Origin of the sequence: Microbacterium sp. NPDC057659 (assembly GCF_042799915.1) — a bacterium.
GTDB lineage: Bacteria > Actinomycetota > Actinomycetes > Actinomycetales > Microbacteriaceae > Microbacterium.
Genome location: NZ_JBHVHU010000001.1, coordinates 974,268 through 1,000,954 on the forward strand (window position 1 = coordinate 974,268; position 26,687 = coordinate 1,000,954).

Below are 26,687 nucleotides of genomic sequence, written 5' to 3' on the forward strand. Positions count from 1 at the left end.
AGAGTGGCGAACCAGGTGACCGGCGTCGGCGGCGACGGGGGGTTCGGAGCCAATTCCTGGCTCGTGGACGAGCTCTATGAGCAGTTCAAGAAGGACCGCAACTCCGTCGACAAGGAGTGGTGGCCCGTCCTCGAGAACTACCAGCCGGATGCCGCGGCCGCGGCGCCCGTGCCGACCACGACCGCTCCGGTCACGGCGCCCATCCCGGTGATCGGCGCGCAGCCCGTGGCGCGCACCACCGCGAAGCCCGCCCGCCAGGCTCCGGTGCCCGCGCAGGCCCCCAAGCCGCAGTCGAAGGCCGCGGAAGAGGCTCCCGCCGTCGACGAGGACAAGGTCACGCCGCTGCGCGGCATGCCGAAGACCCTCGCCGCGAACATGGATCAGTCGCTCAGCGTCCCGACCGCGACCAGTGTGCGCACGGTCCCGGCCAAGCTGATGATCGACAACCGCATCGTGGTCAACAACCACATGGCCCGCACCCGCGGCGGCAAGATCAGCTTCACGCACCTCATCGGCTGGGCGCTCATCCAGACGCTCAAGGAGTTCCCCAGCCAGAACGTGTTCTACGCCGAGGTCGACGGCAAGCCGTCGGTGGTCGCCCCCGCGCACGTGAACCTGGGCATCGCGATCGACATCCCCAAGTCCGACGGCACGCGTGCGCTGCTGGTCCCGAGCATCAAGCGCGCCGACACGATGAGCTTCCACGAGTACCTCTCGGCATACGAGGACCTCGTCTCCCGCGCCCGCGGCAACAAGCTCACCGCGGCCGACTTCGCCGGCACCACCGTCTCGCTGACCAACCCCGGCGGCATCGGCACCGTGCACTCTGTGCCGCGCCTGATGAAGGGCCAGGGCTGCATCATCGGCGCCGGCGCCCTCGAGTACCCGGCCGAGTTCCAGGGCTCCAGCGAGAAGACGCTGGCCGAGCTCGGCATCGGCAAGACCATCACCCTGACCAGCACCTACGACCACCGCGTCATCCAGGGAGCCGGTTCGGGCGAGTTCCTGAAGAAGGTGCACGAGCTGCTCATCGGGCAGCGCGGCTTCTACGACGACATCTTCGCGGCGCTGCGCATCCCGTACGCCCCGATCCGCTGGAACTCCGACATCTCGATCGACCTCGCCGAGCGCGTCGACAAGCAGTCCCGCGTGCAGGAGCTCATCAACTCGTTCCGCGTCCGCGGCCACCTGATGGCGGACATCGACCCGCTGGAGTACGTGCAGCGCACGCACCCCGACCTCGAGATCGAGAACCACGGCCTGACCTTCTGGGATCTGGACCGCGAGTTCATCACCGGCGGCTTCGGCGGCAAGCGCCAGATGAAGCTGCGCGACATCCTGGGCGTGCTGCGCGACTCGTACTGCCGCACCGTCGGCATCGAGTACATGCACATCCAGGACCCGGAGCAGCGCCGCTGGTTCCAGGAGAAGCTCGAGGTCAAGTACGTCAAGCCCGGCCACGACGAGCAGCTGCGCGTGCTCCGAAAGCTGAACGAGGGCGAGGCGTTCGAGACCTTCCTGCAGACGAAGTTCGTCGGTCAGAAGCGGTTCTCGCTCGAGGGCGCCGAGTCGCTCATCCCCCTGCTGGACGAGATCCTGCAGGGCGCCGCGTCGGCGGGCCTCGAGGGTGCCGCGATCGGTATGGCCCACCGCGGCCGCCTGAACGTGCTCACCAACATCGCCGGCAAGACGTACGGTCAGGTGTTCCGCGAGTTCGAGGGGTCGCTGACCCCGGGCAACCAGCGCGGCTCCGGCGACGTGAAGTACCACCTCGGCACCGAGGGCACCTTCGTGTCGGAGGACGGCGCGGAGATGCCGGTCTACCTGGCTGCCAACCCGTCGCACCTCGAGACGGTCGACGGCGTGCTCGAGGGCATCGTCCGGGCCAAGCAGGACCGCAAGCCGATCGGCACCTTCGCCTGGCTGCCGGTGCTCGTTCACGGCGACGCCGCCTTCGCCGGCCAGGGCGTCGTGGTCGAGACTCTGCAGATGTCGCAGTTGCGCGGTTACCGCACCGGCGGCACCGTGCACATCGTGGTCAACAACCAGGTCGGGTTCACCACCCTGCCGAACGACTCGCGCACGTCGGTCTACTCCACGGATGTCGCGAAGACGATCCAGGCGCCGATCTTCCACGTGAACGGAGACGACCCCGAGGCCGTCATCCACGTCGCACAGCTCGCATTCGAGTACCGCGAGCGCTTCCACCGCGACGTCGTGGTCGACCTGGTCTGCTACCGCCGCCGCGGCCACAACGAGGGCGACGACCCGTCGATGACCCAGCCGCTGATGACCGACCTGATCCAGGCCAAGCGCTCGGTGCGCAAGCTGTACACCGAGGCGCTGGTCGGACGCGGTGACATCACCGAGGAGGAGTACGACGAGGCCAAGGCCGACTTCCAGAACCGCCTGGAGATCGCCTTCGCCGAGACGCACGCCGCAGAGACCGGTGCCACGCCGATCGCCCCGGAGCTGACGCCCGTCGACGACCGCGTCGGGGCGCCCGAGGTGACGGGGGTCTCCGAGGAGATCATCCGCCTGATCGGCGACGCGCACGCGAACAAGCCCGAGGGCTTCACCGTGCACCCCAAGCTGCAGCAGGCTCTGGACAAGCGCGTCGAGATGAGCCGCTCCGGCAACATCGACTGGGGCTTCGGCGAGCTTCTCGCCTTCGGCTCGCTGCTGCTCGAGGGCACCCCGGTGCGCCTGGCCGGCCAGGATTCGCGCCGCGGCACCTTCGTGCAGCGCCACGCCGTGCTGCACGACCGCAAGAACGGCCAGGAGTGGCTGCCGCTGACGAACCTGTCTGACAGCCAGGGCCGCTTCTTCGTGTACGACTCTCTGCTCAGCGAGTACGCCGCGCTCGGGTTCGAGTACGGCTACTCGGTCGAGGACACCGAGGCGCTCGTGCTGTGGGAGGCGCAGTTCGGCGACTTCGTCAACGGCGCCCAGTCGGTCATCGACGAGTACATCTCGGCAGCCGAGCAGAAGTGGGGCCAGCAGTCCAGCGTCACCCTGCTGCTGCCGCACGGATACGAGGGTCAGGGACCGGACCACTCCTCCGCCCGCATGGAGCGCTTCCTGCAGCTGTGCGCGCAGGAGAACATGATCGTCGCGCGTCCGTCGACCCCCGCGTCGTACTTCCACCTCCTGCGTCGCCAGGCCTACGCCCGACCGCGCAAGCCGCTGATCGTGTTCACCCCGAAGGCGATGCTGCGTCTGCGCGGCGCGACCAGTGCGGTGGCGGACTTCACCCAGGGCCGTTTCGAGCCGGTGATCGACGACGCACGTCAGCTCGATCGCGCCGCGGTCAAGCGCGTGCTGGTCCACTCTGGCAAGGTGCACTGGGATCTGCGCAGCGAGCTCGACAAGAACCCGAACCCCGAGGTCGCGCTGGTCCGGCTCGAGCAGCTGTACCCGACGCCGATCGACGAGCTCAAGGCCATCACCGACAGCTACCCGAACGCCGAGCTGGTGTGGGTGCAGGAGGAGCCGGAGAACCAGGGCGCCTGGCCGTTCCTGGCGCTCGCGTTCACCGACGTCCCCGGCCCGCGGCAGTTCCGCGCGATCAGCCGTCCGGCATCGGCGTCGCCCGCGACCGGCTCCTCGAAGGTGCACGCCGTCGAGCAGGCCGAACTGCTGAAGGCGGCGCTCACCCTGAGCTGATCCGCCTTTCGCGATGACGGATGCCGCCCCTCCTCGAGAGGGGCGGCATCCGTCGTCTCAGTCGCTGCGGCTTCGGCGCACGAGCGTGACGACGACGGCGGCGGCCGCGAGCAACAGCGGCACCACCAGCGCGATGCCGGCCAGCGGCAGCAGCAGGATCGTGAGCACCACCGCGACCATGGCGAATCGATGCCCCGCTGTGCCCCGCGGGAGCAGCCTGACGGCCGAGATCATCCCGATCACGTAGATCGCGACCATGCTCGCAGTGTGGATCAGGATGAACGGCTGAAGCTCTCCGCCTGTGAGCAGCGCGGCGCAGAAGTACAGCATGACGACGACGCCGGTGAGCAGCAGGGCACGGCGCGGGACCTCCCCGTTCTCGACGCCCTTCGCGAACCAGCCGGGCAGGTCACCGGCGGATGCCAGTGAGGCGCCCAGCTTCGCGAACGCAGCGAGATACACGTTCATCACGCCTAGGGCCACGATGCCCGCCGCCGCTCCGATCAGCATCGGCGCACCGGGCAGGTCGCCGGCGCGGGCGAGGTCGAGAAGCACCACGTCGCCCTCCCCTGCTCGTTCGCCGAGCGCCCCCACTGTGACGATCTGCAGCACCAGGTAGCCGACCCCGGACAGCACCAGGGTCACGGCTGTGGCGATCGGGATGGTGCGGCGCGGCCGGCGGAACTCGCCGGAGATGTGGGTGCCGACCTCCCAGCCGGCGAACGCCCACACGTACATCACGATCGCCGTGCCCACCCCGCCCCATCCGTGCGGCAGGAACGGCCGGAAATTCTCCTGCTCCACTGCCGGCGCCGCCACGGCGATCACGGTGATCACGACCGCCATGAGCAGGCCCGTCAGGGCGAGCTGCGCCCAGCCCGCGATCCGCACGCCGAAGAGATTCGCGATGAACGGCACGGCGAGGAACGCGAGGGCCATCACGGGGACGGCACGGCCGTCGATACCGAGGACGGTCGCCACGTACCGGGCCCCGAGCAGCGCGACGACGCATCCGCCGGCGGCGACGCCGAACATGAACCAGTAGCCGGCCGCCCTGGCCGCGGTGGCACCGAGCGTCCGGCGGGCGTAGCCCGCGACGCCGCCGGGGTCGGGATGCCGTGCGGCCAGCGCGGCGAAGGCTCCCGCGAGCGGGATCGCGAGCAGCGTCACCGCTCCGACGGAAAGGATGCTCGCCGGCCCCGCTGTCTGGGCGGCGAGACCGGGCAGCACGAGCAGACCCGTGCCGAGCACGGAGGCGAGGTACAGCGCGATCCCCGGCAGCAGGCCGAGACGACCGCCGACGTGTCCTGCAGGATGCGTCGTGATCGGCGCAGGTTCCCGGATGCTCACCCGCTCACGCTAGCGCCGGGATCTGACACCGGGATGCGCTCAGCGGCCTGCGGACCAGGATTGTCCGGAATGCTCCGCAGAGCGGCCGGATCACTCCGTCGGTCGCCCTCGCGGGTCAGTACCAGATGCCGAGAGTCGGCGCCTCGGTGGTGCGGAACGCGTCGTCGATCGCCGCGATTTCGCGGGGATCGCCGTGGATCCGTCCGGCGGCGGCGAGCTGGGTCGCCCGCACTCCTCCGGCGTAGATCGCGGAGAGCTCCACCACGGTCATCGTGACCTCGGCGGCAGCATCCGTCGCCTCGACGGTCGCCTCGCCAGACGCGGTGACCCGCAGCCGCCACGTGCCGTCGGCGAACCCCAGTGCGTCGTCGACGCGCAGCACGAGGTCGAGCGGCGCACGATAGCGGCGCGCCGCGAGCGCGGCGGGGACGTCGAGGACGCGCAGCCACCCGTGGTCGTGCACGGTGAACTCGACGGCGCGCTGATCTGCCACCAGGTGCAGGATCGGATCGTCGACCGGACGCAGATCGCCCTCGATCCCGGTCACGAGGTCGTGATGGACGGCGAAGCTCCACAGCGCGCGCAGCGCCTCATCGGTCTCGGCCACGAGATGGTTGATGGCCAGCGTGAATCGGAAGGTCCCGGACTGCTCCTTCAGCGAGTACGCGAGCACTCCCCTGGTCTCGCCGTCGGCGTCCACGTGGCGCACTCCGCGCACTCCGGCGCCCTTCGAGTCGTCTGCTGCGAGTCCGGCCTTGCGCAGCCAGCGCAGCTTCCAGCCAGGAATCTGCCCCGTCCGCCGGGCGCGGGAGCGCTCGAAGACGCTCTCCAGCTCTGCGGCGGTCGTCTCGCGGTCGATGTACTCCAGCCGCCCTTCGGTCGCGCCCCCGATCCATCCGGCGCGGCGGGTGTCGATCGCCACCCGCGCGACCGGGATCGCCGGTGCGAATCCGTACCGCGAGTAGATCGTCGCCTCCGAGACCGTCAGCCCGGCGATCGGTACGCCGGCGGATGCCGCGGAGCGGAGTTCACCCTCCAGCAGGTTTCGGGCGATGCCGCGACGGCGGTGCGTGGCGGCGACGGTGACGGAGCTGATCGCCCACATCGGAACCTCGCCGCCCGGGACGGTCAGCGGAACCACCCACGAGTTCACCGTGGCGACGGGGAACGCCTCCGGCGCGGCGCCGGGCTCGTAGACGCCGATGTTCCGGCGATCCTGCCAGCCCTCCCGCATCCGCCCGATCTGCTCCTCGCCCGGATCGGCGTCGAGGAATCCGCGGGCGTCGGCCCTGGCGAACGCTCCGGCCGGAACGGCATCCGCCATGTCGACGACGCGGTACTCGAGACCTGCGTCGCTCAAGCGCGCGGTGGACTGGGGGTCAGCTGCTACGGAGCGGGCGTCGATGAGGGTCACCCGCCCACCCTACCGAGGGGCGCCGACGGAGGTCAGTGCGCGGCGGCGGCGGTGCGCAGCCGCGCGAGGACCTGGTCGCGCAGTTCCTCCGGAGCCGCCTCCTTGCAGGCGCGCGCGACGACCTCGGTCAGGGTCTTGGCGACGAGAGCCTCGTCCTGGCAGGACGGACAGTTGTCCAGGTGCTCGCGGATCTCGCCTTCGGACGTCTTGCAGACCTCCGAGCGCAGGTACTCCTCAAGGTCGCGACGCGCCTTCTCACAGCCGCAGTCCGTCATTTCGTGCTCCTCGTTCCGGCCGCCGCGATCCCTCGCTCGGCGGCATAGTCAGCCAGCAGCTCCCGCAGCATTCGCCTGCCACGGTGCAGGCGGCTCATCACGGTGCCGATGGGCGTCTTCATGATGTCGGCGATCTCCTGGTAGGAGAATCCCTCGACGTCGGCCAGGTACACGGCGAGGCGGAAGTCCTCGGGCACCTGCTGCAGCGCGTCCTTGACCACGGAGGCCGGCATCCGGTCGATCGCCTCGGCCTCGGCCGAGCGGCCGCGGGTCGCCGTCGTGGACTCGGCCCCGCCGAGCTGCCAGTCCTCGAGGTCGTCGATCGTGCCCTGGAACGGCTCGCGCTGCTTCTTGCGATAGATGTTGATGTAGGTGTTCGTGAGGATCCGGTACAGCCACGCCTTCAGGTTCGTCCCCTGCGAGAACGTCGCCCACGAGCCGAACGCCTTGACGAAGGTCTCCTGCACGAGATCAGCGGCGTCGGCCGGGTTGCGCGTCATGCGCATGGCAGCGGCGTACAGCTGATCCATGTACGGGATCGCCTGCTCCTCGAAATCGCGTCGAGGGTCGCGCGCAGCAGCGTCGTCAGAAGAGGTCTCATCCATCACCGGCCAGTCTAGGCCGGTGCCCCAGGGGTCCACGATGGCGATGTCATCGCGCTCCAGAGTCGAGAGCATGCCGCCCCTCCTCTCCGATCACGTCGGGGCCGTTCACTAAGGTTGGAACCGATGAGCGCTGCAAGGTATTCCACCTCCCCTGTGACGGGTCGGTATTCCGCGCCCGTGGCCGCCGGGCCCGTCGTCGCGACCCTGACGATCCCCGGCTCGAAGTCGCTGACGAACCGCGAGCTCGTGATCGCCGCGATCGCCGACGGACCCGGACGCCTGCTGCGTCCGCTGCACTCCGACGACTCGCGCCGGATGATCGACGCGCTGCGTGCGCTCGGCGTCGGCATCGAAGAGGTCGAGGGCGACGGCGAGTTCGGCCCCGACCTCGAGGTGACCCCGGCGCCGCTCGCCGGCGGCAACGAGATCGACTGCGGTCAGGCCGGCACGGTGATGCGCTTCATCGCCCCGCTGGCGGGCCTCGCCACGGCCGATGTGCCGCTCACGGCGCATGAGACAGCACTGCACCGGCCGATGGGGGCGATGATCCACGCACTGCGCGACCTCGGCGTCGACATCGACGACGAGGGCACCTGGTCGCTGCCGTTCACGGTGCGCGGACACGGGCACATCCGCGGCGGGCGCGTCGAGATCGACGCGTCGGAGTCGAGCCAGTTCGTCTCCGGTCTGCTGCTCGCCGCTCCCCGGTTCGACGTCGGGCTGCACCTCGTGCACACCGGCGAGCACCTGCCGAGTCTGCCGCACATCGACATGACGATCGAGGCGCTGAGCACCCGCGGCATCCGCATCGAGCGCCCCGCTGCGGGTGAATGGCTGGTCGAGGCGGGCGTGCCGCGCGCCAAGCAGATCGCGATCGAGCCCGACCTGTCCAACGCCGCGCCGTTCCTCGCCGCCGCGCTCGTCACCGGTGGCGAGGTGTCCGTCACCGGCTGGCCACTGCACTCCACGCAGCCGGGGGCCCTGCTGCCCGACATCCTCCGCGCGATGGGCGCGCACGTGTCGCGCCATTCCGGCGTCCTCACCGTGCGCGCCGGCGATGGCATCCGCGGTCTCGACCTCGACCTGTCCGCCGCGAGTGAGCTCACCCCCACGATCGTGGGCCTGGCGGCCTTCGCCGACGGCCCCACCACGATCCGCGGTGTCGCGCACATCCGCGGGCACGAGACCGACCGGATCTCGGCACTGGTCGGCAACCTGCGCGCGCTCGGCGGTGAGATCGAGGAGCTGCCGGACGGAATGCGGATCACGCCGGTCCCGCTGCACGGCGCCGAATGGCCGGCGCACCACGACCACCGGATGGCGACCACCGGCGCGCTGGTCGGACTGCGCGTGCCCGGGGTGGAGATCGACGAGATCGGCACCACCGCGAAGACGCTGCCCGAGTTCACCCACCTGTGGGAGCGGATGCAGGAGGGCACTGATGCGCCGGGGAGCACACGCGCGTGAGCTGGCTGGGCGCTGACGACGACGAGGACGACCTCGACGAGTTCGATGAGTCCGACGTGCGGGTGCGCCCGAACCCCAAGGCGAACCGCCCCCGCACCAAGCGTCGACCAGCCCATGAGGACGCCTCGATCGGCCGCGTGCTCGGCGTCGACCGCGGCCGCTACAACGTGTTGGTCGACGAGGACACCGAGGACGAGCACCTGATCACCGCGGCGCGGGCCAGAGAGCTGCGCAAGAAGCCTATCGTCACCGGTGACCGCGCCCGCGTCGTGGGCGACCGCTCCGGCGACGACGGCACCCTCGGCCGCATCGTGGGCATCGAAGAGCGCAGCTCGCTGCTGCGCCGCAGCGCCGACGACACCGACCAGGTCGAGCGCGTGATCGTCGCGAACGCCGACCAGATGCTCGTCGTGGTCGCCGCCGCCGATCCCGAGCCGCGCGAGCGGCTGGTCGACCGCTACCTCGTCGCGGCTCTGGACGCCGGCATCCGCCCCCTTCTCGTCGTGACCAAGACCGACCTCGCCGACCCGGCGCCCTTCCTCGCCCACTTCGACGGACTGGACGACCTGCGGGTGTTCACCAGCGCCCGTGAGCAGATGCCGGTGGACGAGATCGGAGCGGCACTCGTCGGGCACTCCACCGTGTTCGTGGGGCACTCCGGCGTGGGCAAATCCACGCTGGTCAACGCGCTGGTACCCACCGCGGGGCGCGCCACCGGACACGTCAACGAGGTCACAGGCCGAGGCCGGCACACGTCGTCGTCGACGGTCTCGCTGCGCTACCAGGGCGTGGACGGACGCGGCTGGGTGATCGACACTCCCGGAGTGCGCTCCTTCGGCCTCGGCCACGTCGATCCGGCCAACATCCTCGCGGCGTTCACCGAACTCGCGGCGATCGCCGAGGACTGCCCTCGCGGATGCACGCACCTGCCGGATGCCCCTGACTGCGCCCTGAACGAGGCCGCGGCGTCCGGCGAGCTGGGCGAGGCCGGACGCGGACGCCTGGACTCGCTGCAGCGCCTGCTGCAGACCTTCGGCTGACCGGCGCGCACCGCGAGCCCGCCGTTAGGCTGGGAGCATGACTGCAACGCGCCTCGAGCCGGGCACCCCGGCCCCCGACTTCTCCCTGCTCGACCAGGACGGGAAGACCGTCTCCCTGGCGGACCTGCGGGGGAAGAAGGTCGTGCTGTACTTCTACCCCGCCGCGATGACTCCGGGCTGCACCACCCAGGCATGCGACTTCCGCGACAGCATCTCCTCGCTGCAGGGGGCGGGGTACACCGTCGTCGGCGTCTCGCGCGACGAGCCGGCGAAGCTGAAGAAGTTCCAGGAGCGCGACGGGCTGACCTTCGAGCTGCTCAGCGATCCTGATCACGCCGTGCACGCGGCATACGGCACCTGGGGCGAGAAGATGAACTACGGCAAGGTGATCGAGGGTGTCATCCGCTCGACCTTCGTGCTGGACGAGGACGGCGTCATCACGCTGGCGCAGTACAACGTGAAGGCCACCGGCCACGTCGCGCGACTGCGCAAGACGCTCGGCATCGACGCCTGATCAGTCCCGGTTCTGCACCCTCGGGTCGTTGCGACCGTCGTTGCGCGACGCGAGGATCAGGAGCACCAGGCACACCGCCCCCGGCACACCCACGGCGATCGTGAACGGCCACGGGATCGGCTGCAGCGTGAGCGAGGAGAGTCCGAGCGCGACGGCCAGCACCTGGAACACGATGGCACCGGAGCGCGCCCAGGACAGGCGGCGCAGCACGCCGAACGCGAACAGCACGAGTCCCACCGCCACGAGCAGGGTGAGCACGACCAGCCCCAGTCCGGACGGCGTCGAGGTGACGTTGCCCGCCCCCAGCTGCACGAGCTCGATGATCGAGACGATGCCGAGGGCGATGCCCTCCAGCACGAGCAGGATCGCGGCGAGGAAGGCGGGACGGGATGCGCGCACGAGCACTCCTGAGGAATCGGATGTCAGAAAACCCTTGATTTCAGGGTTTCCATGTAACAGAATAGACAAAGCCATGTGCTCCCACAGCGGCGTGGGGCGAGCAATCGCTCGCATCTCACCAGGGTAGCGGACCCCCGAACCGCCGCCCGCATCGAGTGTCGCAACCGCGTACTCGAACCAGATCCCATACCGAGGAGCCCCCATGGATTGGCGCGACAAAGCCGCCTGCCTGACCGTCGACCCCGAGCTGTTCTTCCCCGTCGGCAACACCGGTCCCGCCGTCGACCAGATCGAGAAGGCGAAGGCCGTCTGCGCCACCTGCACTGTCACCGAGATCTGCCTGCAGTACGCCCTTGAGACCGGACAGGACTCGGGCGTCTGGGGAGGCCTCTCCGAAGACGAGCGCCGCGCCCTCAAGCGCCGCGCCGCGCGCGCCCGCCGCGCCGGCTGACCGCTCGCACACTGAGCCATCGACGCCGCCGCCCGGATTCCGGACGGCGGCGTCTTCGCGTGTCGTGCCGGTGCGTCAGGCCTTGATCCAGCGCAGCGGCACGTCGATGGTCACCTCGGTGCCCTCGCCGTCCACGCCCTTCCACTCGATCGTGCCGCCGAGCTCGCCCTGGATCAGGGTGCGCACGATCTGCGTGCCGAGTCCCTGTCCGACGCGCCCCTCCGGCAGTCCGTGTCCGGTGTCGCGCACGACGACACGCAGGTTCTCGGTGGTGCGCTGAGCCTCGATCGTCACGACGCCCTCCTGTCCGGCGAGACCGTGCTCGACGGCGTTGGTCACCACCTCGGTGAGCGCCAGCGCCAGCGGCGTCGCGTACTCGCTGGGCAGCACGCCGAAGCGGCCGCTGTGCTGCGTGCGAGCGCGGGTGTTCGGCGCGGCGGCGACCTCGGCCACCAGCTTGAGCACGCGGGCGAACACCTCATCGAAGTCCACCGTCTGCGAGAGCCCGCTGGCGAGCGTGTCGTGCACGACGGCGATCGACTCCACACGGCGCATCGCCTGCGTCAGAGCGTCCCTGGCGTCCTCGGAATGGGTGCGGCGGGCCTGGATGCGCAGCAGCGAGGCGACGGTCTGCAGGTTGTTCTTCACCCGGTGGTGGATCTCACGGATCGTCGCGTCCTTGGTGATGAGCTCCTGCTCCTGGTGCCGCAGCTCGGTCACGTCGCGGCACAGCACGATCGCGCCGATCCTGGTGCCGTGGTCCTTGAGCGGGATCGCCCGCAGCGACACGGTCACGCCGCGTGCCTCGATGTCGGTGCGCCACGGCGCACGACCGGTGACGACCACCGGCAGCGACTCGTCGACCTGCCGCGACGGCGGCACCAGGCGCGTGGTGACCTCTGCGAGGGACTCCCCCTCGAGCTCGTCGTCGAACCCCATCCGGTTGAAGGCGGACAGCGCGTTCGGGCTGGCGAAGGTGGTGATGCCGTCGACGTCGATACGGATCAGGCCGTCCGAGGCGCGCGGAGCGCCGCGACGCGGTGACGTGGGTGCCGCGAGGTCGGGGAACTCCCCCGTCGCGATCATGCGGAACAGGTCGTTCGCGCACTCGTCGAAGCTGATCTGCTGGCGCGACGGCATCCGCGCCTCGCCGAGGTTGGTGTGCCTGGTGATCACCCCGAGCACGACGCCCTGCTGACCGCGTCGCTCGATCGGCACCGCACGCACGCGCGTGGGGATCTCCTCGAACCAGTCCGGCGACGAGGAGTCGATGATCTCGCCGGTGTCGAACGCGGTCTGCACCTGGGTGCGCCACTGCGGCCGCACCCGCTCACTCACGATGTCGCGGTAGAACAGCGTCGCTGCGCCGCTGGGCCGGGAGTGCGCTATCGCGATGAACGATCCGTCGCCGGTCTGCACCCACAGGACGATGTCGGCTGACGAGAGGTCGGCCAGAAGCTGGCCGTCTCCGGCGAGGCGGTGCAGCCATTCGACGTCGGCGTCGCTGAGGAGCCCCTGGGCGTGGACGAGATCACTGAGCGTGGACACCCTCCCAAGAATAGGGTGCACCGCCCAGGGAATCAGAGCACGGCGAGGGATGTCGCGCGCCAGCGCCCGTCCAGGCCCTCCAGACGCACGGCCACGGCGCGCACGCGCCCTGGGCCGGCCACGACGAGCGTCGCCTCGAGCACGCACTCCGCCGGCGACGAGTGCCGAAGCGACAGGATCTGGAACACCGGTCGAGTCGCCGGCGTGCCGCGTGCACTCCGTGCGCGCGCGGCGAGGTTCGACCGGACGACCAGCTTGCGGAAGGAGTCCTCGCTCAGCCAGCGGGCGAGCTGCTCGACCTCGCGGACGCCCGCGAGTACCTCGAGCACGCCCTGAGCGAGCCCGCGGAGCAGCGGCACCGGGTCGGGAAGCGCGTCAGCCGGTGTGTGCTGGGGCGCGAAAAACTCCTGCGCGATCATTTATCGTCCTCGATCCATGCTGCGTGGTGTCCTTGCCCCAGCGCGAACCCCAGAAAAGTAGAACACGGATGCCCGGACTCGGGAAGCACATTCATGCAGGTCTGTGGATAACGCGTATCCACCCGACCGCCCTCCCCTAACCTCGGAGTGTGGAATGGGATCACCTCTTCGACGACCTCGAGGGACAGCTCGCCTCCGAATGGGAGGCCGAGCGCGCCGCGCTCGACGCCGAGTCCGAGCGGCTCCGCATCTCGAAGCTCGATCTTCGCGATCGCCTGCGGGCGCTCTGCGCCCAGGCATCCGTCATCGTCCTCGATCTCGGCGACGGTGAGCGACTGCGCGCGACAGCGCGCACGATGGGCGCGGACTGGGTCGCCGTGACCGCTCAGGACGACACCCGCCCCACCCTCGTCCCGCTCTCCGCGATCACCGCCGTCGGCACCGACCACGGCAGCCTGCTCGCCAGTCTGGACGCGAGCGCTCCGCTCACGCCTCTGCGCGCCAGGATGACCCTGGGCTTCATGCTGCGCGACCTCGCGCAGCGGCGCATCCCGGTCGCCCTCGCGCTGCGCGACGGCGGGCTCCAGCACGGCACGATCGATCGCGCCGGTGCCGATCACCTGGACATGGCTCTGCACGACGCCGGCGAGCCCCGCCGGAGCGCGAGCGTGCAGGGCTTCCGGATCGTGCCGTTCTCATCGCTGCGATGGGTGCGCGCGGAACGGCCGGGCACGCGGATCTCCTGAGCCGCGCACGCCGATCTGCGCGGCGCACGGATACCGGCAGAGGAGTCGGATGCCCGGGATCAGCGCTGGATGCGCGGCGCCGGCCCCCAGACCTCGGGGAAGCTGGCGTTCTCGGACTGGTGCCAGAGCGCAGTACGGCGCGCGGCCTCGGTCTGGTCCTCGAGATAGTCGTTCACGCTGGCCTCTTCGACCCTCCAGCGCGCCGGCGAGCCGAGCTGCGCACCGCGCAGTCGTCCCTCGTGGACGAGCGCGATGACCTCGTCGACCGGGACGGCGAGGAGTTCGGCTACCTGGCCGGGCGTCAGGTAGCGCGGGTCGGACGGGGCGGCTTCGGGCATTGCTCCATTCTTGCGCGAACTGCGGGTCGAGGGACAGTACCGGAGGGCCTGTGGATAACTTTCGGAGCGTTCTTCCGGGATCTGTGACTATGTCCTCATGACGACGCACTCGCGCTCCCGCCGCTCGTTCCTCGCCGACACGCGGTTCCTGATCGGGATCGCACTGGTCATCGCCTCGATCGCCGGTGTGTGGCTGCTGGTCGGCGCGGCCAGGCAGACGACGCCGGTGCTGCAGGCATCGCGGACCATCGTGCTGGGCGAACCGCTCGGGTCCTCGGACTTCCAGGTGGTCGAGGTCGGCCTCGGGGCGCTCACCGACGACTATCTCGCACCGCAGGATCTCGAGCCGGGCATGATCGCAGCGCGCACCATCGACGAGGGCGAGCTCGTGCCGCGCTCCGGCGCGACGGACGCCGATGACGGCCGCACCACGACGGTCGTGATCACGAGCACGGGCGCGATCCCCGCCGGCGTCAAGGCGGGCAGCACGGTGGAGCTCTGGCAGGCGCCGCCCAGCAAGGACGGCCGCTCCTTCGGCGATCCCCGCATCCTCGTGCCCGACGGCGTCGTCGCCTCCGTGGCCGAGCCCGAGGGCATGCTCAACGACGCCCGCACCGACGTCGAAGTGGTCATCGATCGGACCGATGTGGCCGACGTGCTCTCCGCGATCACCGGCGGATCTGCCCTGTCCGTCATCCCGGCGGGGCCGGCCGAATGACCGCCGTCGTCATCGCCCTCGCCGACGAGGAGCGCGCACGTGCCCTGGCCTCCGAGCTCGAACTCGAGGACGTCACGATCCTCTCCGTCAGCACGCCAGACGCGATCGACGCCGCAGACCTGCAGGCAGCCGACGCGCTCGTCATCACCCCGTCGCGCCGCTGGATCACCCGTGATCTGATCGCCGCGTGCGACCGCGCGGCGGTGCGGATCGTCGCCTTCGGCGACGGTGAGGAGCGACTGCTGGCACGGCATGGGCTCGCACCGGCGCTTCCCGAGGACACCCCGGGCTGGCGCATCGCGGAGACGCTCGTCGCCGACCACCCCGGCGTGCAGCCCGCGCCGGCCGAGGCGCGCGCGTCACGGGTGATCGCCGTGTGGGGCCCGCACGGTGCCCCTGGCAGGACGACACTGGCCATCCAGCTCGCTGTCGAACTCGCGCGCACCGGACGCCGAACCGCCCTGCTCGACGCCGACACCACCGCTCCTTCGATCGCCCTGCAGCTGGGACTGGGCGATGAGGCCCCTGGTCTCGCCGCCGCCTGCCGTCGCGCGGAACTGGGCAGTCTCGACCGCGCCGAGCTGTCGCGCCTCGCAGTGGCACTCGAGACCTCGGCAGGACCGATCGACGTGCTCGGCGGCCTCAACCGTCCGTCACGGTGGCCCGAGCTCGGCGCGGCGCGCATGCATGGCGCTCTGACGGCCTGCCGCGACTGGGCCGAGGAGATCGTGGTCGACGTGTCCGCCTCGTTCGAGGAAGAGGAGGACGACTACGACCTCGCTGCCCCGTCACGCCATGCCGCGACATCCGCTGCACTGCGCGAGGCCGACGCGATCATCGCCGTGACCTCGGCCGATCCGATCGGGGTCAGCAGGTTCGTCAGGGGGCACGCCGAACTGCGCCACCTGGTCGGCGCGACGCCGATCACGGTCGTCGCGAACTCGGTGCGGCCCGGTCCGCTCGGCATCGACGCCCGTGGCCAGATCCGCAGGACGCTCGACCGGTTCGCCGGCATCGACGACGTGCAGTTCCTGCCGTACGACCTGCGCGCCGCGGATGCCGCACTGCTGCACGCCCGTCCGATCGCCGACGTGCTCCCTCGCTCCTCCCTGGTCGCCGCGGTGCGCCGGCTCGCCGCGGGACTGACCCCGGGCGATGCCGCCGTCCGCGAACCTGCTACTGCCGGTAGCTCGCGAGGAAGTTCCCGAGCCGCTCGACGGCTTCGCTGAGCACCCGGGGCTCGGGCAGCGTCACCAGGCGGAGGTGGTCCGGTGTCGGCCAGTTGAATCCGGTGCCCTGGACCAGCAGGATGTGCTCGGAGACGAGCAGATCGTAGACCAGGCGCGCGTCGTCGCGGATCTCGTGCACGTTCGGATCCAAGCGCGGGAATGCGTACAGCGCGCCCTCCGGCTTCACGCAGCTGACGCCCGGGATCGACTCCAGGCCCTGCCAGGCGATGTCACGCTGTTCGTGCAGGCGTCCGGTGGGGGCGATCAGCGCGTCGATGGACTGCACGCCCGACAGCGCCGCCTGCATGGCGTACTGCGCCGGCACGTTCGGGCACAGGCGCGTCGAGGCGAGCAGCGTGATGCCCTCGAGGAACCCCTGCGCGTGATCCTTCGGTCCGGTGACCACCAGCCACCCGGAGCGGTATCCGGCCACGCGGTAGGTCTTGGACAGCCCGTTGAACGTCAGGCAGAGCAGATCGGGCGCCAGCGTCGCGGTCGGGATGTGCACGGCATCGTCGAACAGGATGCGGTCGTAGATCTCGTCGGAGAGCAGCAGCAGCTGGTTCTCGCGGGCGATCTGCACCAGCCCCTCGAGCACCTCCCGGGAGTACACCGCGCCGGTGGGGTTGTTCGGATTGATGATGACGATGGCTTTGGTCTGCGGCGTGATCCGAGACCGGATGTCCTCCAGGTCGGGATTCCAGCCGTTGTCCTCGTCACAGCGGTAGTGCACGGGGGTGCCACCGGCCAGCGAGGTCATCGCGGTCCACAGCGGATAGTCGGGCGCGGGGATCAGCACCTCGTCGCCTTCGTCGAGCAGGGCCTGCATCACCATCGTGATCAGCTCGGAGACGCCGTTGCCGAGGTAGACGTCGTCCGGATCGAATCGCGGGAAGCCGGGGATCTGCTCATAGCGGCTGACCACGGCGCGACGGGCCGAGACGATGCCCTTGCTGTCGCTGTAGCCGTGCGCCGTGGGCACAGCGGCCAGCATGTCATGCACGATCTGGTGCGGCGCCTCGAACCCGAAGATCGCCGGGTTGCCGGTGTTCAGCTTGAGGATCTGATGCCCCTCGGCCTCGAGCCGCGCCGCCTCGACCAGTGCCTTGCCTCGGATCTCGTAGAGAACGTTCTTGAGCTTCGAGGACTGGTCGAAATGGCGAGGAGGGGTCATCGCAGAATCCTAGCGCTACGAGGCGACCACTCCCGCCGCGGGGGTCTCGGTGTGCAGCGCCTGGGCGTGCGCGGTGCGCTCCCGGCGGCTGCTCTCGATGTGCGCGAGGGCGAGCGTGGCGGCGCGGTCGCCGTCGCGATCGCGGATCGCCTCATAGAGGGCGACGTGCTCCTCGGCGATGTGCCGCAGGTCGTCGTGCTGGGACAGCGCCCAGCGCAGCCGACTGCGGATGCTCTGCATGAGATCCGTCAGCAGCATGTTGTCCGCGAGGTCGGTGACGATCTCGTGGAAGTCCGCCGCGGAGCGACGGGAGACGACGCGGTCCTCGGCCTCTGCGCTGGACCGCTCGTTCTCGAGGGCCCGGTGCAGGCGCTCCAGGCCCTCCCTGCGGTGGCGCTGCGCGGCGAGCTTGAACGCCAGGGGCTCGAGCACCTCACGCACCTCATCGAGGTCGGCGAGGTCGTGATCGGTGAACTCCCGCACGACGGCCCAGGTCCGGGGACGGAGCTCCACGAGCCCCTCCCCCTCGAGAACCTTCAGAGCGTCGCGTACCGGAACACGGCTCACGCCGAACTCGGCGGCGAGGTCGCGCTCGATCAGACGGCCTCCTGGCTCGCGGACGCCGTCCAGGATCGCATCGCGCAACCACGACGCGACCCTCGTCGACTCCAGCATGCGTTCCTCTGCTCCGCTCACGGCTTCATTCTTCCAGAGTGACCGGGCGTTTCCCGGTCACTCGGCCGGAAGAGCGGCTCAGCCCTTCTTGGACGCCTTGTCCTGCTTGTCCTGCACCCACACGATTCCCTCGTCCAGTGTGGGGACGATCTCGGTGCCGATGCGGCGTGCGAGCAGGTCGTCCAGGCGGTCCAGCGGGCCGATCAGGGTGCGGCCGCCGGCGCGCGCGACACGGATCGCCGCGTCGATCTTGGGCTGCATCGATCCCTCGGCGAACTTCATGGCGGCCACCGCGTCAGCCGAAGCGGTGAGGATGTCACGCTGCTCGGGGGTGCCCCAGTTCTCGCTGACGTAGTCGCCGTCGGTGAGCATGATGAGCGTGTCGGCGCCGATGTCGGCGGCGAGCGCGGCGGAGGCGAGGTCCTTGTCGACCACGGCCTGCACGCCGATGTGACGCCCCTTCGAGTCCTCACGGACCGGCACGCCGCCACCGCCGACGCAGACGGCGAGGCTGCCGGCCTCGAGCAAACGGCGGATCAGAGGAGCCTGCACGATCGAGAGCGGGTTCGGCGACGGCACGACGCGACGGAACGCGTTGCCGTCCTTCGCGATGGTCCAGCGGTACTCGGCGGCCGCCTCGGCCGCATCGTGCGCGGAGTAGGTCGGTCCGATGAGCTTGGTCGGGCGCGCGAAGGCCGGGTCGGCCTCGTCGACGACGGTGGTCGTGATGATGCCGGCCACCTCGCGCTCGCCGTTCAGCGCGTTGGAGAGCTCCTGCTGCACGACGTAGCCGATCATGCCCTGGGTCTCGGCACCGAGGATGTCGAGCGGATAGGCGGCGACGTCCTGGTACGCGAGGTTCTGCAGGGCGAGCAGACCGACCTGCGGTCCGTTGCCGTGCGTGATGACCATCTCGTTGTCGCGAGCGAGATTCGCGAGCGCCTCCATCGTGGACTTCACGTTGGCCCGCAGGTACTCCGCGGTCATCGGCTCTCCGCGGCGGGCGAGGGCGTTGCCTCCGAGTGCCACTACGACGCGCATGCTGTTCTCCCTTGTCGAGGTCTTCTGGTATCCCGGAATCCGGGATGGTATTCCATTTGAGTAAATGGTATACCTGAAGTAATACAACGTAAAGATGCTCCGCACCGCACATCCACGGCAGGGGCATCCCGGAGAGAAGACGATGACCCCCGTCGCTGTCCCGATCGTCCTCAGGGCGACCAGCTGGGATCACGCGCTTGCGGAGACGCTCTCAGGAGCCGCCGAGCGCGCGTTCGGCGATGCCGCCGTCGGCACCGTGCATTCCGTGCACCGCCGCGTCGTGAACGTCCTGTTCGGCAACACGCTCGTCGCGATCGCCGATGACGGCATCGACGACGCCCCGGCCACGATCCGCGTGCCGCTGAGCGAATGGGACTCCCGCGGCATCCGCCAGGGCTCGACCGTCGTGGCCCGCCTCGACCGGATCGAGTTCGCGGGCGCACACAGCGCGCCGGTCGTCTCGCTCTCCGGTGCGACGGGCTGGGAAGCGCCTCGCGCCGATCTCTCCGCACTCACCGCCGACGACCTGACCGCGGCGCTGGCGGTGCTCGACGTGCTGCCCTCCCCTGCCCCGGCCACGCCGTTCGGTCGCGCGGCGGACGGCATGCTGCGCACACGGATCGGGATGCTGCGCACCGCACTGCTCGAGTCCGACGACAGCGCTGTCCGCACGGGGGCATCCGCTCTCATCGGCCTCGGCGAGGGGCTCACTCCCTCCGGCGACGACGTGCTCACCGGTCTCGCTCTGCTCGCCGCCCAGGACGGGATGCTGCTGACCCGTTCCCTTCCCGCGCTGTCCGACGCGATCCACGCCGGCGCCACGCGCACGGGCCTGCTCAGCGCGACCACCATGGCGCAGGCCGCCGACGGACGCGGTCGACGGCGCCTGCACGACCTCATCTCGGCGGTCTGCGACCGCGACGCCGCCGCTCTGCGGCGCACCGCTGACCGCATCCTCCGGATCGGCCATACCTCTGGGGCCGACATCCTCACCGGCATCCGTCTCGCGCTCGACGTCGAGCGCGAGACGCGCAGCGCCGGAAGCACGTTTCCGCAGGACGACGAGAAGAAGGAGCAGTCATGAGCGACACCACGACGGCCACCGAGGCGACTGCTTCGGCCGAGTTCGAGCACGAGCCGGTGCCCCTGAGCCACCGCAAGTCCCTCTACACCGTCTCGGCGGTGTGGTTCGGATTCCCGATGATCCTCACCAACGCCGTCCCCGGCGGCCTGGTCGTCGCGATGCTCGGGTTCTGGCCGGGAGTGGGAGCGATCCTCACGGCGAACGCGATCATGTTCGTCTACGTGAGCCTGCTCAGCTGGCGCGCCGGCCGCACCGGGAAGAGCTTCTCGCTGCAGGCCATCGAGACCTTCGGCACCGCCGGATACGCGATCGCGTCCGGGTTCCTCTCCACGGTCGTCGTCGGCTGGTTCGCCTTCAACACCGGCGCGACCGGCGCCACGCTCAGCGAGGCGTTCGGCTGGAACGAGATGCTCGTCGCCGCGATCGCCGGCATCGTCTTCATCGCCGTCACGTACCTCGGCATCCGCGCGCTGTCGGTGCTCGGCACCATCGCCGCGCCGCTGTTCATCATCGCCGTCGTCATCGCGATGGTCATCGCGGCGCAGACCAACGACTTCTCCGCCGTCTTCAGCTACGCCGGAGAGAGCGTGCCCAACCCGATGACCTTCGGCGTCGCAGTCACCGCCATCATGGCCACCTTCGCCGACTCCGGCACGATGACGGCGGACTTCACCCGCTGGGCCAAGAACGGCAAGCAGGCCGTGCTCGCCACCGTCACCGCCTTCCCGATCGCGAGCCTTGTCGCCCAGCTCAGCGGCGCCCTCTTCGTCGCGGCCGGCGCGATCGCGCTGCCCGCGGTGAACGGCGGCAACTTCGCCCCGATCCTCACCGGCACCGGCAACCCCTGGCTGAACGTGTTCCTCGTGCTCTTCGTGGTGATCAACCTCGGATCCGTCTGCACGCACTGCCTCTACAACGGCGCTCTCGGCTGGTCCCATCTGACGCGCTCCACGATGCGCCTGCTCACGCTCATCCTCGGCGTCATCGGCGTCATCGTCGCCGTGGCCGGCGCCTGGCAGTACTTCGCCAACTGGCTCGCCCTGCTCGGTGTCCTGGTGCCGCCGCTCGGCGCCGTGCTGATCGCCGACCAGATCATCCTGGCGAAGCGCAATGCCGGCCGACCCGAGAAGCGGTTCCGCGGGAACGCCCTGCTCGCCTGGGCCATCGGCGCCGCCGCCGCGCTGATCTCGCACCTCTTCATCCCGGTGCTCTCGGACGCCGTCGTCGGCCTCGTGGTCGGCTGCGTCGCCTACCTCGCTCTCGAACAGTTCTCAGCAAAGAAGGAGATCCACTCATGACCAGCACTCAGACCGTCGACGAGCAGTACCTCGCGGCAGCAGCGGCCGGCGACCTGGACGGCGTGCGCGCGGCCCTCGCCGCGGGCGCCGACAAGGATGCCGTGGACTGGGAGGAGGCGACCGCGATCCTGCACGCCGCCCGCGGCGGACACCTCGACGTCGTGCGCGCTCTCATCGCGGAGGGCGTCGACATCGACGCGCAGGACCAGACCTGCGCGAACCCGTTCCTGTTCGCCTGCATCAACGACCGGCTCGAGCTCGTCAAGATCATGGCCGAGGCCGGCGCCGACCTGAAGCGCCTCACCCGCATGGGCGGCAACGGCCTCACCCCGTCGGCGGAGAAAGGCCACCTCGAGGTCGTCCGCTACCTCCTCGAGAACACGCGCATCAACGTCAACCTCACGAACAACCTGGGCTGGACGGCACTGATCGAGACCATCATCCTCGGCGACGGCGGCCCTGTGCGCCAGGAGATCGTGCAGCTGCTGCTCGCGCACGGCGCGAAGCCCGGCATGCCCGACCCGTGGGGCACCTCCCCGGCCGATCTCGCGCGCGAGCGCGGATACACCGAGATCGCCGACATCCTCGACAAGGCCCAGGCCTAAGACTCCCCCGAAAGGACAACGATGACCAGGCACATCGAAATCAGGAAGAACACCTACCTCGACTCGGTCTCGCTCATGTCGATGAGCACCAAGGCGAACGCCGTCGAGGGCGTCACCCAGGCTCTGCTGGGCATGGCGACGCCGATGAACAAGGAGGTCCTCGCGAACGTCGGCGTCCAGGACGCCGCCGTCGACGAGGCCAAGCCCAGCGATCTGATGATCGTCGTGGATGCCTCGGAGGAGACCATCGAGGCGGCCATCGCCGCGGTCAACGACATCCTCGCCCGCAAGGACAAGAAGGCGGCGGGCGCGAACGAGGTGCGCTACCGCACCCTCGACGGCGCCTTCGAGGAGAACGACGACACCAACCTGGTGCTCATCTCGGTCAACGGCGCCTTTGCGGCCCGCGAGGCGCGCAAGGCACTGAACGCCGGCAAGAGCGTCATGATCTTCTCCGACAACGTGTCCGTGGAGGACGAGCTCTCGCTGAAGAACCTCGCGCACGAGAAGGGCCTGATCGTCATGGGCCCCGACTGCGGCACCGCGATCATCAACGGCGTCGGCCTCGCGTTCGCGAACGCCGTGCGCCGGGGGAACATCGGCGTCGTCGGCGCCTCCGGCACGGGCAGCCAGGAGGTGTCCGTGCGCGTGCACGACTTCGGCGGCGGCATCTCGCAGCTGATCGGCACCGGCGGACGCGACCTGTCGACCGACATCGGCGGCATCTCGATGATCGACGGCATCAAGGCCCTCGACGCCGACCCCGAGACCGAGGTCATCGTGCTGATCTCGAAGCCGCCGGCAGAGGACGTCGCCGAGAAGGTGCTCGCCGTCGCCGGCGCCGCCTCCAAGCCGGTCTTCGTCACCTTCCTCGGCTCCGACCGCACCGAGTCGGGCCACGACAACGTGACGATGGTCACCGAGGGCACCAAGCCCCTCGCGATCGCCGCCGTCGTGGCATCCGGCATCGACGAGTCCACGCTCGACAAGCACCCGCTGAACATCCCGCTGATCGAAGAGGTGCGCGCCAAGCTCGCCCCCGAGCAGAAGTACATCCGCGGCCTGTTCTGCGGCGGCACGCTGTGCGACGAGTCGATGTTCGCGGCCCTCGGCACCTACGAGAACGTGTACTCCAACATCCAGAGGAACCCCGCCTACAGGATCGGCGCGATGGATGCCTCGAAGGAGCACACCTTCCTCGACATGGGCGACGACGACTTCACCAACGGTCGCCCGCACCCCATGATCGATCCCTCGCTGCGTCTGCAGCGCATCGTCCAGGAGGCGGACGACCCCGAGGTCGGCGTCATCGCGATGGACTTCGTGCTCGGCTTCGGCTCGCACGAGGACCCCGTGGGCGTCACCATCCCGGCGATCACCGAGGCCAAGGCGAAGGCCGCCGCACGCGGTCAGCACCTCGAGATCCTCGGCTACGTCCTCGGCACCGACCTGGACACCCCGGCGATCGGCGAGCAGGTGGCGAAGCTCGAGGCCGCCGGCGTGACCATCGCCTCCTCCTCCACCAACCTCGGCCTCCTGGCCCGTGAATTCGTCGCGAAGGGTGACAACTGATGAGCGTCAACGACCTGTTCTCCACCGACCTGAAGCCGGTCAACCTCGGCCTCGACATGTTCGCCGACGACCTGAGGACCCAGGGCGTCGAGCCGGTCCTGATGGACTGGACCCCGCCGGGCGGCGGCGACCCCGAGGTCATCGCCGCGCTGAGCCGCCTCGAGGACCCCGCGATCGCGGAGAAGATCGACGCCGCCAACCAGGTGGCGCTCGAGCGCATCCTCGGTTCGCAGCCGTTCCTCGAAGGCTTCGGCCAGGCGATCGACACGGTCCCCGGCATGACGAAGACGACGATTCTGCACGCGGGACCGCCGATCGAGTTCACCCGGATGTCCGGCCCGATGCAGGGTGCCGTCACGGGCGCGCTCGTGTTCGAGGGTCTGGCGAAGGACCTCGACGAGGCGTTCGACCTCGCGGCATCCGGCGACATCACCTTCTCGCCGTGCCACGACCACGGGTCCGTGGGCTCGATGGCCGGTGTCACCAGCGCCAGCATGTACGTGCACAAGGTGCGCAACCGCACCTACGGCAACTACGCCTACACCAACCTGTCGGAGCAGCTGTCGAAGATCCTGCGCTTCGGTGCGAACGACCAGTCGGTCATCGACCGCCTGAACTGGATGCGCGACGTGTTCGGCCCGGTGCTCGCCGGGGCGATGGAGCTCAACACCGACGGCATCGACCTGCGACTGATGATGTCGCAGGCCCTGCACATGGGTGACGAGCTGCACAACCGCAATAACGCCGGCACCGCCCTGCTCATCCAGGCTCTCGCGCCTTACATCCTCGAGACGGACTTCACGACGAAGCAGAAGCGCGAGGTCTTCGACTTCGTCGCCTCGTCCGACTACTTCTCCGGCCCGACCTGGATGGTAACGGCGAAGGCCTCGCTGGATGCTGCCAAGGGCATCGAGAACTCCACCGTGGTGACCACCATGGCGCGCAACGGTGTCGACTTCGGCATCCGCGTGTCCGGCACCGGCGACCAGTGGTTCACCGGACCCGCCCAGGAGGTCATCGGCCCGATGTTCGCCGGCTACACCCGCGCGGACTCCGGCCTCGACATGGGCGACTCCGCGATCACCGAGACCTTCGGCATCGGCGGCTTCTCCCTCGCCGCGGCTCCGGCGATCATCGCGCTGATCGGCGGCACCGTCGAGGACGCCATGAACACGTCGCGCTCGATGAACGAGATCACCACCGGCAACAACCCGAACGTGACCATCCCGTCGCTGGACTTCATGGGCATCCCCTCGGGCATCGATGTGCGCAAGGTGATGGAGACCGGCATCCTGCCGCTGATCACCACCGCCATCGCGCACAAGGATCCGGGCATCGGCATGATCGGCGCCGGCATCGTCAACCCGCCGGTCGAGGCGTTCCAGAAGGCGCTGCGCGCCCTCGCGGACACGATCAAGCCATGACGACCGTCGCTCCCGCCCCGGCCGCTGTCCACCTCAAGTGGTGGAAGAAGGGTGACATCGCGGCGTTCTTCGCCCTGTTCACCAACAACCTCACGAACATCATCACCTTCACCGCGCTGCTCACGATGGCAGGGCTGCCGGTGGGGATGGTGGTGGGACGGATCGCACCGGCCTTCGGCCTGGCGATCCTGATCACCTCGTCGATGTACGTGTGGTTCGCCCGTCGGCTGGCCAAGAAGGAGGGTCGCGACGATGTCGTGGCCCTCCCCTCCGGCCCGAGCGCCCCGTCGATCTTCACGGTCACGTTCCTCGTGATCCTGCCGGTCTACTCGAGCACCCAGGACGCGGAGCTCGCCGTGGGCATCGGCCTCGTGTGGGGGTTCCTCGAGGGCCTGATCCTGTTCGTCGGCTCGTTCTTCGGCGACCTGCTGCGCCGTGCGGTGCCCCGCTCGGTACTGCTCGCCTGCCTCGCCGGGCTCGGCCTGCTGCTGCTCGCCATGAACCCGATGCTGCAGACCTTCCAGTTCCCGGTGGTCGCGTTCATCGTCCTGGTGATCGTGTTCATGAACTGGTTCGGCCGCTCGCCGTTCCTGGGCAAGGTCCCCACCGGTCTGCTGCTGCTGATCGTGGGAACCGCCGCCGCCTGGGCGTTCGGGCTGCAGACGCCGGAGGCGGTCCAGGCCGCACTGGTGCACGCCGGATGGCACCCGCCGCAGGTGTCGATCGGCAACTTCTTCGAGGGTCTGCAGCACGCCGGTCCGTTCCTGGCGTCGGCGGTGCCGCTGGCCCTGGCGAACTACGTGTTCGACCTGGAGAACATCGAGGCCGCCGAGGCGGCGGGTGATCACTACAGCGCCCGTCCGGTCATGCTCGTCAACGGCGGTGCGACGATGGTCGGCGCGCTGATGGGCAACCCGTACCCCGTCACCGTGTACATCGGTCACACCGCGTACAAGGAGATGGGCGCCGGGATCGGCTACACGATGCTCAACGGCATCACGATGTTCGCCGTCGGTCTGCTCGGCATGAGCGCGCTGCTGCTGTCGGTGGTCCCGATGGCCGCGATCGCCCCGATCCTGATCTACATCGGCATCGTCACCGCCGCGCAGTCGGTTCGCGAGACGCCGAAGGTGGAGCTGCCGGTGATCTTCATCGCGCTGTTCCCGTGGATCGCGAACTGGGCGAACAGCCTGATCGGCAACACGCTCAAGGCCGCCGGGACGAACGTCGCCGAGGTGGGAGCGGACGCCCTGAACGGCGCCGGCACCTACTTCGCAGGCATCTCGACGCTCGGCAACGGTGCACCGCTGTCGTCGCTGCTGTGGGGCATGATCGCGATCTTCGCGATCCGGAACAAGCCGGCGCTCGGCGCGATCGTGGGCGTGCTCGCCGCGATCCTGTCGTTCTTCGGCATCATCCACGCCCCTGAGCCCGGTCTTCCCGCCGAGTTCGCACTGTCGGACAGCCATGTGATGTTCCTGGTCGCTTACCTGATGGTCGCGGCGCTGTTCCTGGCGAAGTGGATCCAGGACCGCATCACGAAGCAGACGGTGACCTTCACCGCGATCGACGAGCTCACCCTGAGCAGCGCCGTCGCACCCAGCCCGGTCGAGCCCGCGAAGGCCTGAACCGCGC

25 protein-coding genes are annotated in these 26,687 nt (G+C 69.5%); 14 read left to right on the forward strand and 11 right to left on the reverse strand.

Annotated elements, in window-relative coordinates; genetic code table 11:
• Window positions 1–3: 3 nt before the first annotated feature.
• On the forward strand, window positions 4–3,666 hold the full coding sequence (locus tag ACFVAE_RS04715; protein WP_378888466.1) for a multifunctional oxoglutarate decarboxylase/oxoglutarate dehydrogenase thiamine pyrophosphate-binding subunit/dihydrolipoyllysine-residue succinyltransferase subunit: 3,663 nt from the start codon (window positions 4–6) through the stop codon (window positions 3,664–3,666).
• Between the two features lie 57 nt (window positions 3,667–3,723).
• On the opposite strand, the gene ACFVAE_RS04720 is transcribed toward ACFVAE_RS04715, so the two are convergent.
• The 4 genes from ACFVAE_RS04720 to ACFVAE_RS04735 all read right to left on the reverse strand — a co-directional run bounded on the left by ACFVAE_RS04720 (window position 3,724) and on the right by ACFVAE_RS04735 (window position 7,382).
• The gene (locus ACFVAE_RS04720) at window positions 3,724–5,016 is read right to left on the reverse strand and encodes an APC family permease (protein ID WP_378888468.1); all 1,293 of its coding nucleotides are present in this window, start codon (window positions 5,014–5,016) and stop codon (window positions 3,724–3,726) included.
• A gap of 115 nt (window positions 5,017–5,131) precedes the next feature.
• Window positions 5,132–6,430, reverse strand: coding sequence for a GNAT family N-acetyltransferase (locus tag ACFVAE_RS04725; RefSeq protein ID WP_378888471.1), 1,299 nt, complete (start codon window positions 6,428–6,430; stop codon window positions 5,132–5,134).
• Between the two features lie 32 nt (window positions 6,431–6,462).
• On the reverse strand, window positions 6,463–6,705 hold the full coding sequence (locus ACFVAE_RS04730; RefSeq protein WP_378888473.1) for a zf-HC2 domain-containing protein: 243 nt from the start codon (window positions 6,703–6,705) through the stop codon (window positions 6,463–6,465).
• Window positions 6,702–7,382 (reverse strand): sigma-70 family RNA polymerase sigma factor, encoded by a 681-nt coding sequence (locus ACFVAE_RS04735; RefSeq protein WP_378888476.1) that lies wholly within the window; start codon window positions 7,380–7,382, stop codon window positions 6,702–6,704. The genes ACFVAE_RS04730 and ACFVAE_RS04735 overlap by 4 nt, the downstream gene beginning before the upstream one ends.
• A 51-nt stretch (window positions 7,383–7,433) precedes the next feature.
• On the opposite strand from ACFVAE_RS04735, the gene aroA reads away from it, so the two are divergent.
• Genes aroA through bcp form a run of 3 tightly spaced genes read left to right on the forward strand, consistent with a single transcriptional unit; the run spans window position 7,434 to window position 10,331 of the window.
• A complete protein-coding gene (gene aroA, locus ACFVAE_RS04740; RefSeq protein WP_378888478.1) occupies window positions 7,434–8,777 on the forward strand; it encodes a 3-phosphoshikimate 1-carboxyvinyltransferase in 1,344 nt (447 codons plus the stop codon).
• Entirely contained in the window at window positions 8,774–9,817 is a 1,044-nt protein-coding gene (gene rsgA / locus ACFVAE_RS04745) for a ribosome small subunit-dependent GTPase A (RefSeq protein WP_378888481.1), read from the forward strand. Before aroA ends, rsgA begins: the two co-directional genes overlap by 4 nt.
• Before the next feature lie 37 nt (window positions 9,818–9,854).
• Window positions 9,855–10,331, forward strand: a complete 477-nt coding sequence (bcp, locus tag ACFVAE_RS04750) for a thioredoxin-dependent thiol peroxidase (protein WP_378888484.1) — start codon at window positions 9,855–9,857, stop codon at window positions 10,329–10,331.
• On the opposite strand, the gene ACFVAE_RS04755 is transcribed toward bcp, so the two are convergent.
• Window positions 10,332–10,730: a hypothetical protein gene (locus tag ACFVAE_RS04755; RefSeq protein ID WP_378888487.1), complete on the reverse strand. Its 399-nt coding sequence runs from the start codon at window positions 10,728–10,730 to the stop codon at window positions 10,332–10,334.
• Between the two features lie 202 nt (window positions 10,731–10,932).
• Between ACFVAE_RS04755 and ACFVAE_RS04760 the strand changes: the two genes are divergently transcribed.
• Window positions 10,933–11,181: a WhiB family transcriptional regulator gene (locus ACFVAE_RS04760; RefSeq protein WP_116241334.1), complete on the forward strand. Its 249-nt coding sequence runs from the start codon at window positions 10,933–10,935 to the stop codon at window positions 11,179–11,181.
• Window positions 11,182–11,256: 75 nt separating this feature from the next.
• Here ACFVAE_RS04760 and ACFVAE_RS04765 read toward each other — a convergent pair whose 3' ends face one another.
• A complete protein-coding gene (locus tag ACFVAE_RS04765; protein ID WP_378888490.1) occupies window positions 11,257–12,729 on the reverse strand; it encodes a sensor histidine kinase in 1,473 nt (490 codons plus the stop codon).
• A 32-nt stretch (window positions 12,730–12,761) separates the two neighbouring features.
• The gene (locus tag ACFVAE_RS04770) at window positions 12,762–13,148 is read right to left on the reverse strand and encodes an Rv3235 family protein (RefSeq protein WP_378888492.1); all 387 of its coding nucleotides are present in this window, start codon (window positions 13,146–13,148) and stop codon (window positions 12,762–12,764) included.
• 149 nt (window positions 13,149–13,297) lie between these two features.
• On the opposite strand from ACFVAE_RS04770, the gene ACFVAE_RS04775 reads away from it, so the two are divergent.
• A complete protein-coding gene (locus ACFVAE_RS04775; RefSeq protein ID WP_378888494.1) occupies window positions 13,298–13,894 on the forward strand; it encodes a hypothetical protein in 597 nt (198 codons plus the stop codon).
• 59 nt (window positions 13,895–13,953) lie between these two features.
• Here ACFVAE_RS04775 and ACFVAE_RS04780 read toward each other — a convergent pair whose 3' ends face one another.
• Window positions 13,954–14,232: a helix-turn-helix domain-containing protein gene (locus ACFVAE_RS04780; protein WP_378888497.1), complete on the reverse strand. Its 279-nt coding sequence runs from the start codon at window positions 14,230–14,232 to the stop codon at window positions 13,954–13,956.
• A gap of 97 nt (window positions 14,233–14,329) precedes the next feature.
• Here ACFVAE_RS04780 and ACFVAE_RS04785 point away from each other — a divergent pair, with 97 nt between their 5' ends.
• Both ACFVAE_RS04785 and ACFVAE_RS04790 read left to right on the forward strand, forming a co-directional pair.
• A complete protein-coding gene (locus ACFVAE_RS04785; protein ID WP_378888499.1) occupies window positions 14,330–14,950 on the forward strand; it encodes an SAF domain-containing protein in 621 nt (206 codons plus the stop codon).
• Window positions 14,947–16,179 carry a CpaE family protein gene (locus tag ACFVAE_RS04790; RefSeq protein WP_378888502.1) on the forward strand — a complete coding sequence of 411 codons (1,233 nt, stop codon included), beginning with the start codon at window positions 14,947–14,949 and terminating at the stop codon, window positions 16,177–16,179. The genes ACFVAE_RS04785 and ACFVAE_RS04790 overlap by 4 nt, the downstream gene beginning before the upstream one ends.
• On the opposite strand, the gene ACFVAE_RS04795 is transcribed toward ACFVAE_RS04790, so the two are convergent.
• From ACFVAE_RS04795 to ACFVAE_RS04805, 3 genes are read right to left on the reverse strand one after another with little or no spacing between them, the layout of a single operon-like run.
• The gene (locus ACFVAE_RS04795) at window positions 16,127–17,353 is read right to left on the reverse strand and encodes a pyridoxal phosphate-dependent aminotransferase (protein ID WP_378888504.1); all 1,227 of its coding nucleotides are present in this window, start codon (window positions 17,351–17,353) and stop codon (window positions 16,127–16,129) included. The genes ACFVAE_RS04790 and ACFVAE_RS04795 overlap by 53 nt on opposite strands.
• Window positions 17,354–17,368: 15 nt before the next feature.
• Window positions 17,369–18,049, reverse strand: a complete 681-nt coding sequence (locus ACFVAE_RS04800; RefSeq protein ID WP_378888506.1) for a GntR family transcriptional regulator — start codon at window positions 18,047–18,049, stop codon at window positions 17,369–17,371.
• A 57-nt stretch (window positions 18,050–18,106) separates the two neighbouring features.
• Complete coding sequence (locus ACFVAE_RS04805) at window positions 18,107–19,069, reverse strand: carbamate kinase (protein ID WP_378888508.1); 963 nt, start codon at window positions 19,067–19,069, stop codon at window positions 18,107–18,109.
• 94 nt (window positions 19,070–19,163) lie between these two features.
• Between ACFVAE_RS04805 and ACFVAE_RS04810 the strand changes: the two genes are divergently transcribed.
• Genes ACFVAE_RS04810 through ACFVAE_RS04835 form a run of 6 tightly spaced genes read left to right on the forward strand, consistent with a single transcriptional unit; the run spans window position 19,164 to window position 26,680 of the window.
• Window positions 19,164–20,153, forward strand: coding sequence for a DUF2877 domain-containing protein (locus ACFVAE_RS04810; protein ID WP_378888510.1), 990 nt, complete (start codon window positions 19,164–19,166; stop codon window positions 20,151–20,153).
• On the forward strand, window positions 20,150–21,451 hold the full coding sequence (locus ACFVAE_RS04815) for a purine-cytosine permease family protein (RefSeq protein WP_378888512.1): 1,302 nt from the start codon (window positions 20,150–20,152) through the stop codon (window positions 21,449–21,451). Before ACFVAE_RS04810 ends, ACFVAE_RS04815 begins: the two co-directional genes overlap by 4 nt.
• On the forward strand, window positions 21,448–22,056 hold the full coding sequence (locus ACFVAE_RS04820) for an ankyrin repeat domain-containing protein (protein WP_378888515.1): 609 nt from the start codon (window positions 21,448–21,450) through the stop codon (window positions 22,054–22,056). Before ACFVAE_RS04815 ends, ACFVAE_RS04820 begins: the two co-directional genes overlap by 4 nt.
• Window positions 22,057–22,077: 21 nt before the next feature.
• The gene (gene fdrA, locus ACFVAE_RS04825; RefSeq protein ID WP_378888517.1) at window positions 22,078–23,628 is read left to right on the forward strand and encodes an acyl-CoA synthetase FdrA; all 1,551 of its coding nucleotides are present in this window, start codon (window positions 22,078–22,080) and stop codon (window positions 23,626–23,628) included.
• Window positions 23,628–25,052, forward strand: a complete 1,425-nt coding sequence (locus tag ACFVAE_RS04830) for a DUF1116 domain-containing protein (protein ID WP_378888519.1) — start codon at window positions 23,628–23,630, stop codon at window positions 25,050–25,052. Before fdrA ends, ACFVAE_RS04830 begins: the two co-directional genes overlap by 1 nt.
• Window positions 25,049–26,680 carry a hypothetical protein gene (locus ACFVAE_RS04835; protein ID WP_378888522.1) on the forward strand — a complete coding sequence of 544 codons (1,632 nt, stop codon included), beginning with the start codon at window positions 25,049–25,051 and terminating at the stop codon, window positions 26,678–26,680. Before ACFVAE_RS04830 ends, ACFVAE_RS04835 begins: the two co-directional genes overlap by 4 nt.
• The last annotated feature ends 7 nt before the right edge of the window (window positions 26,681–26,687 follow it).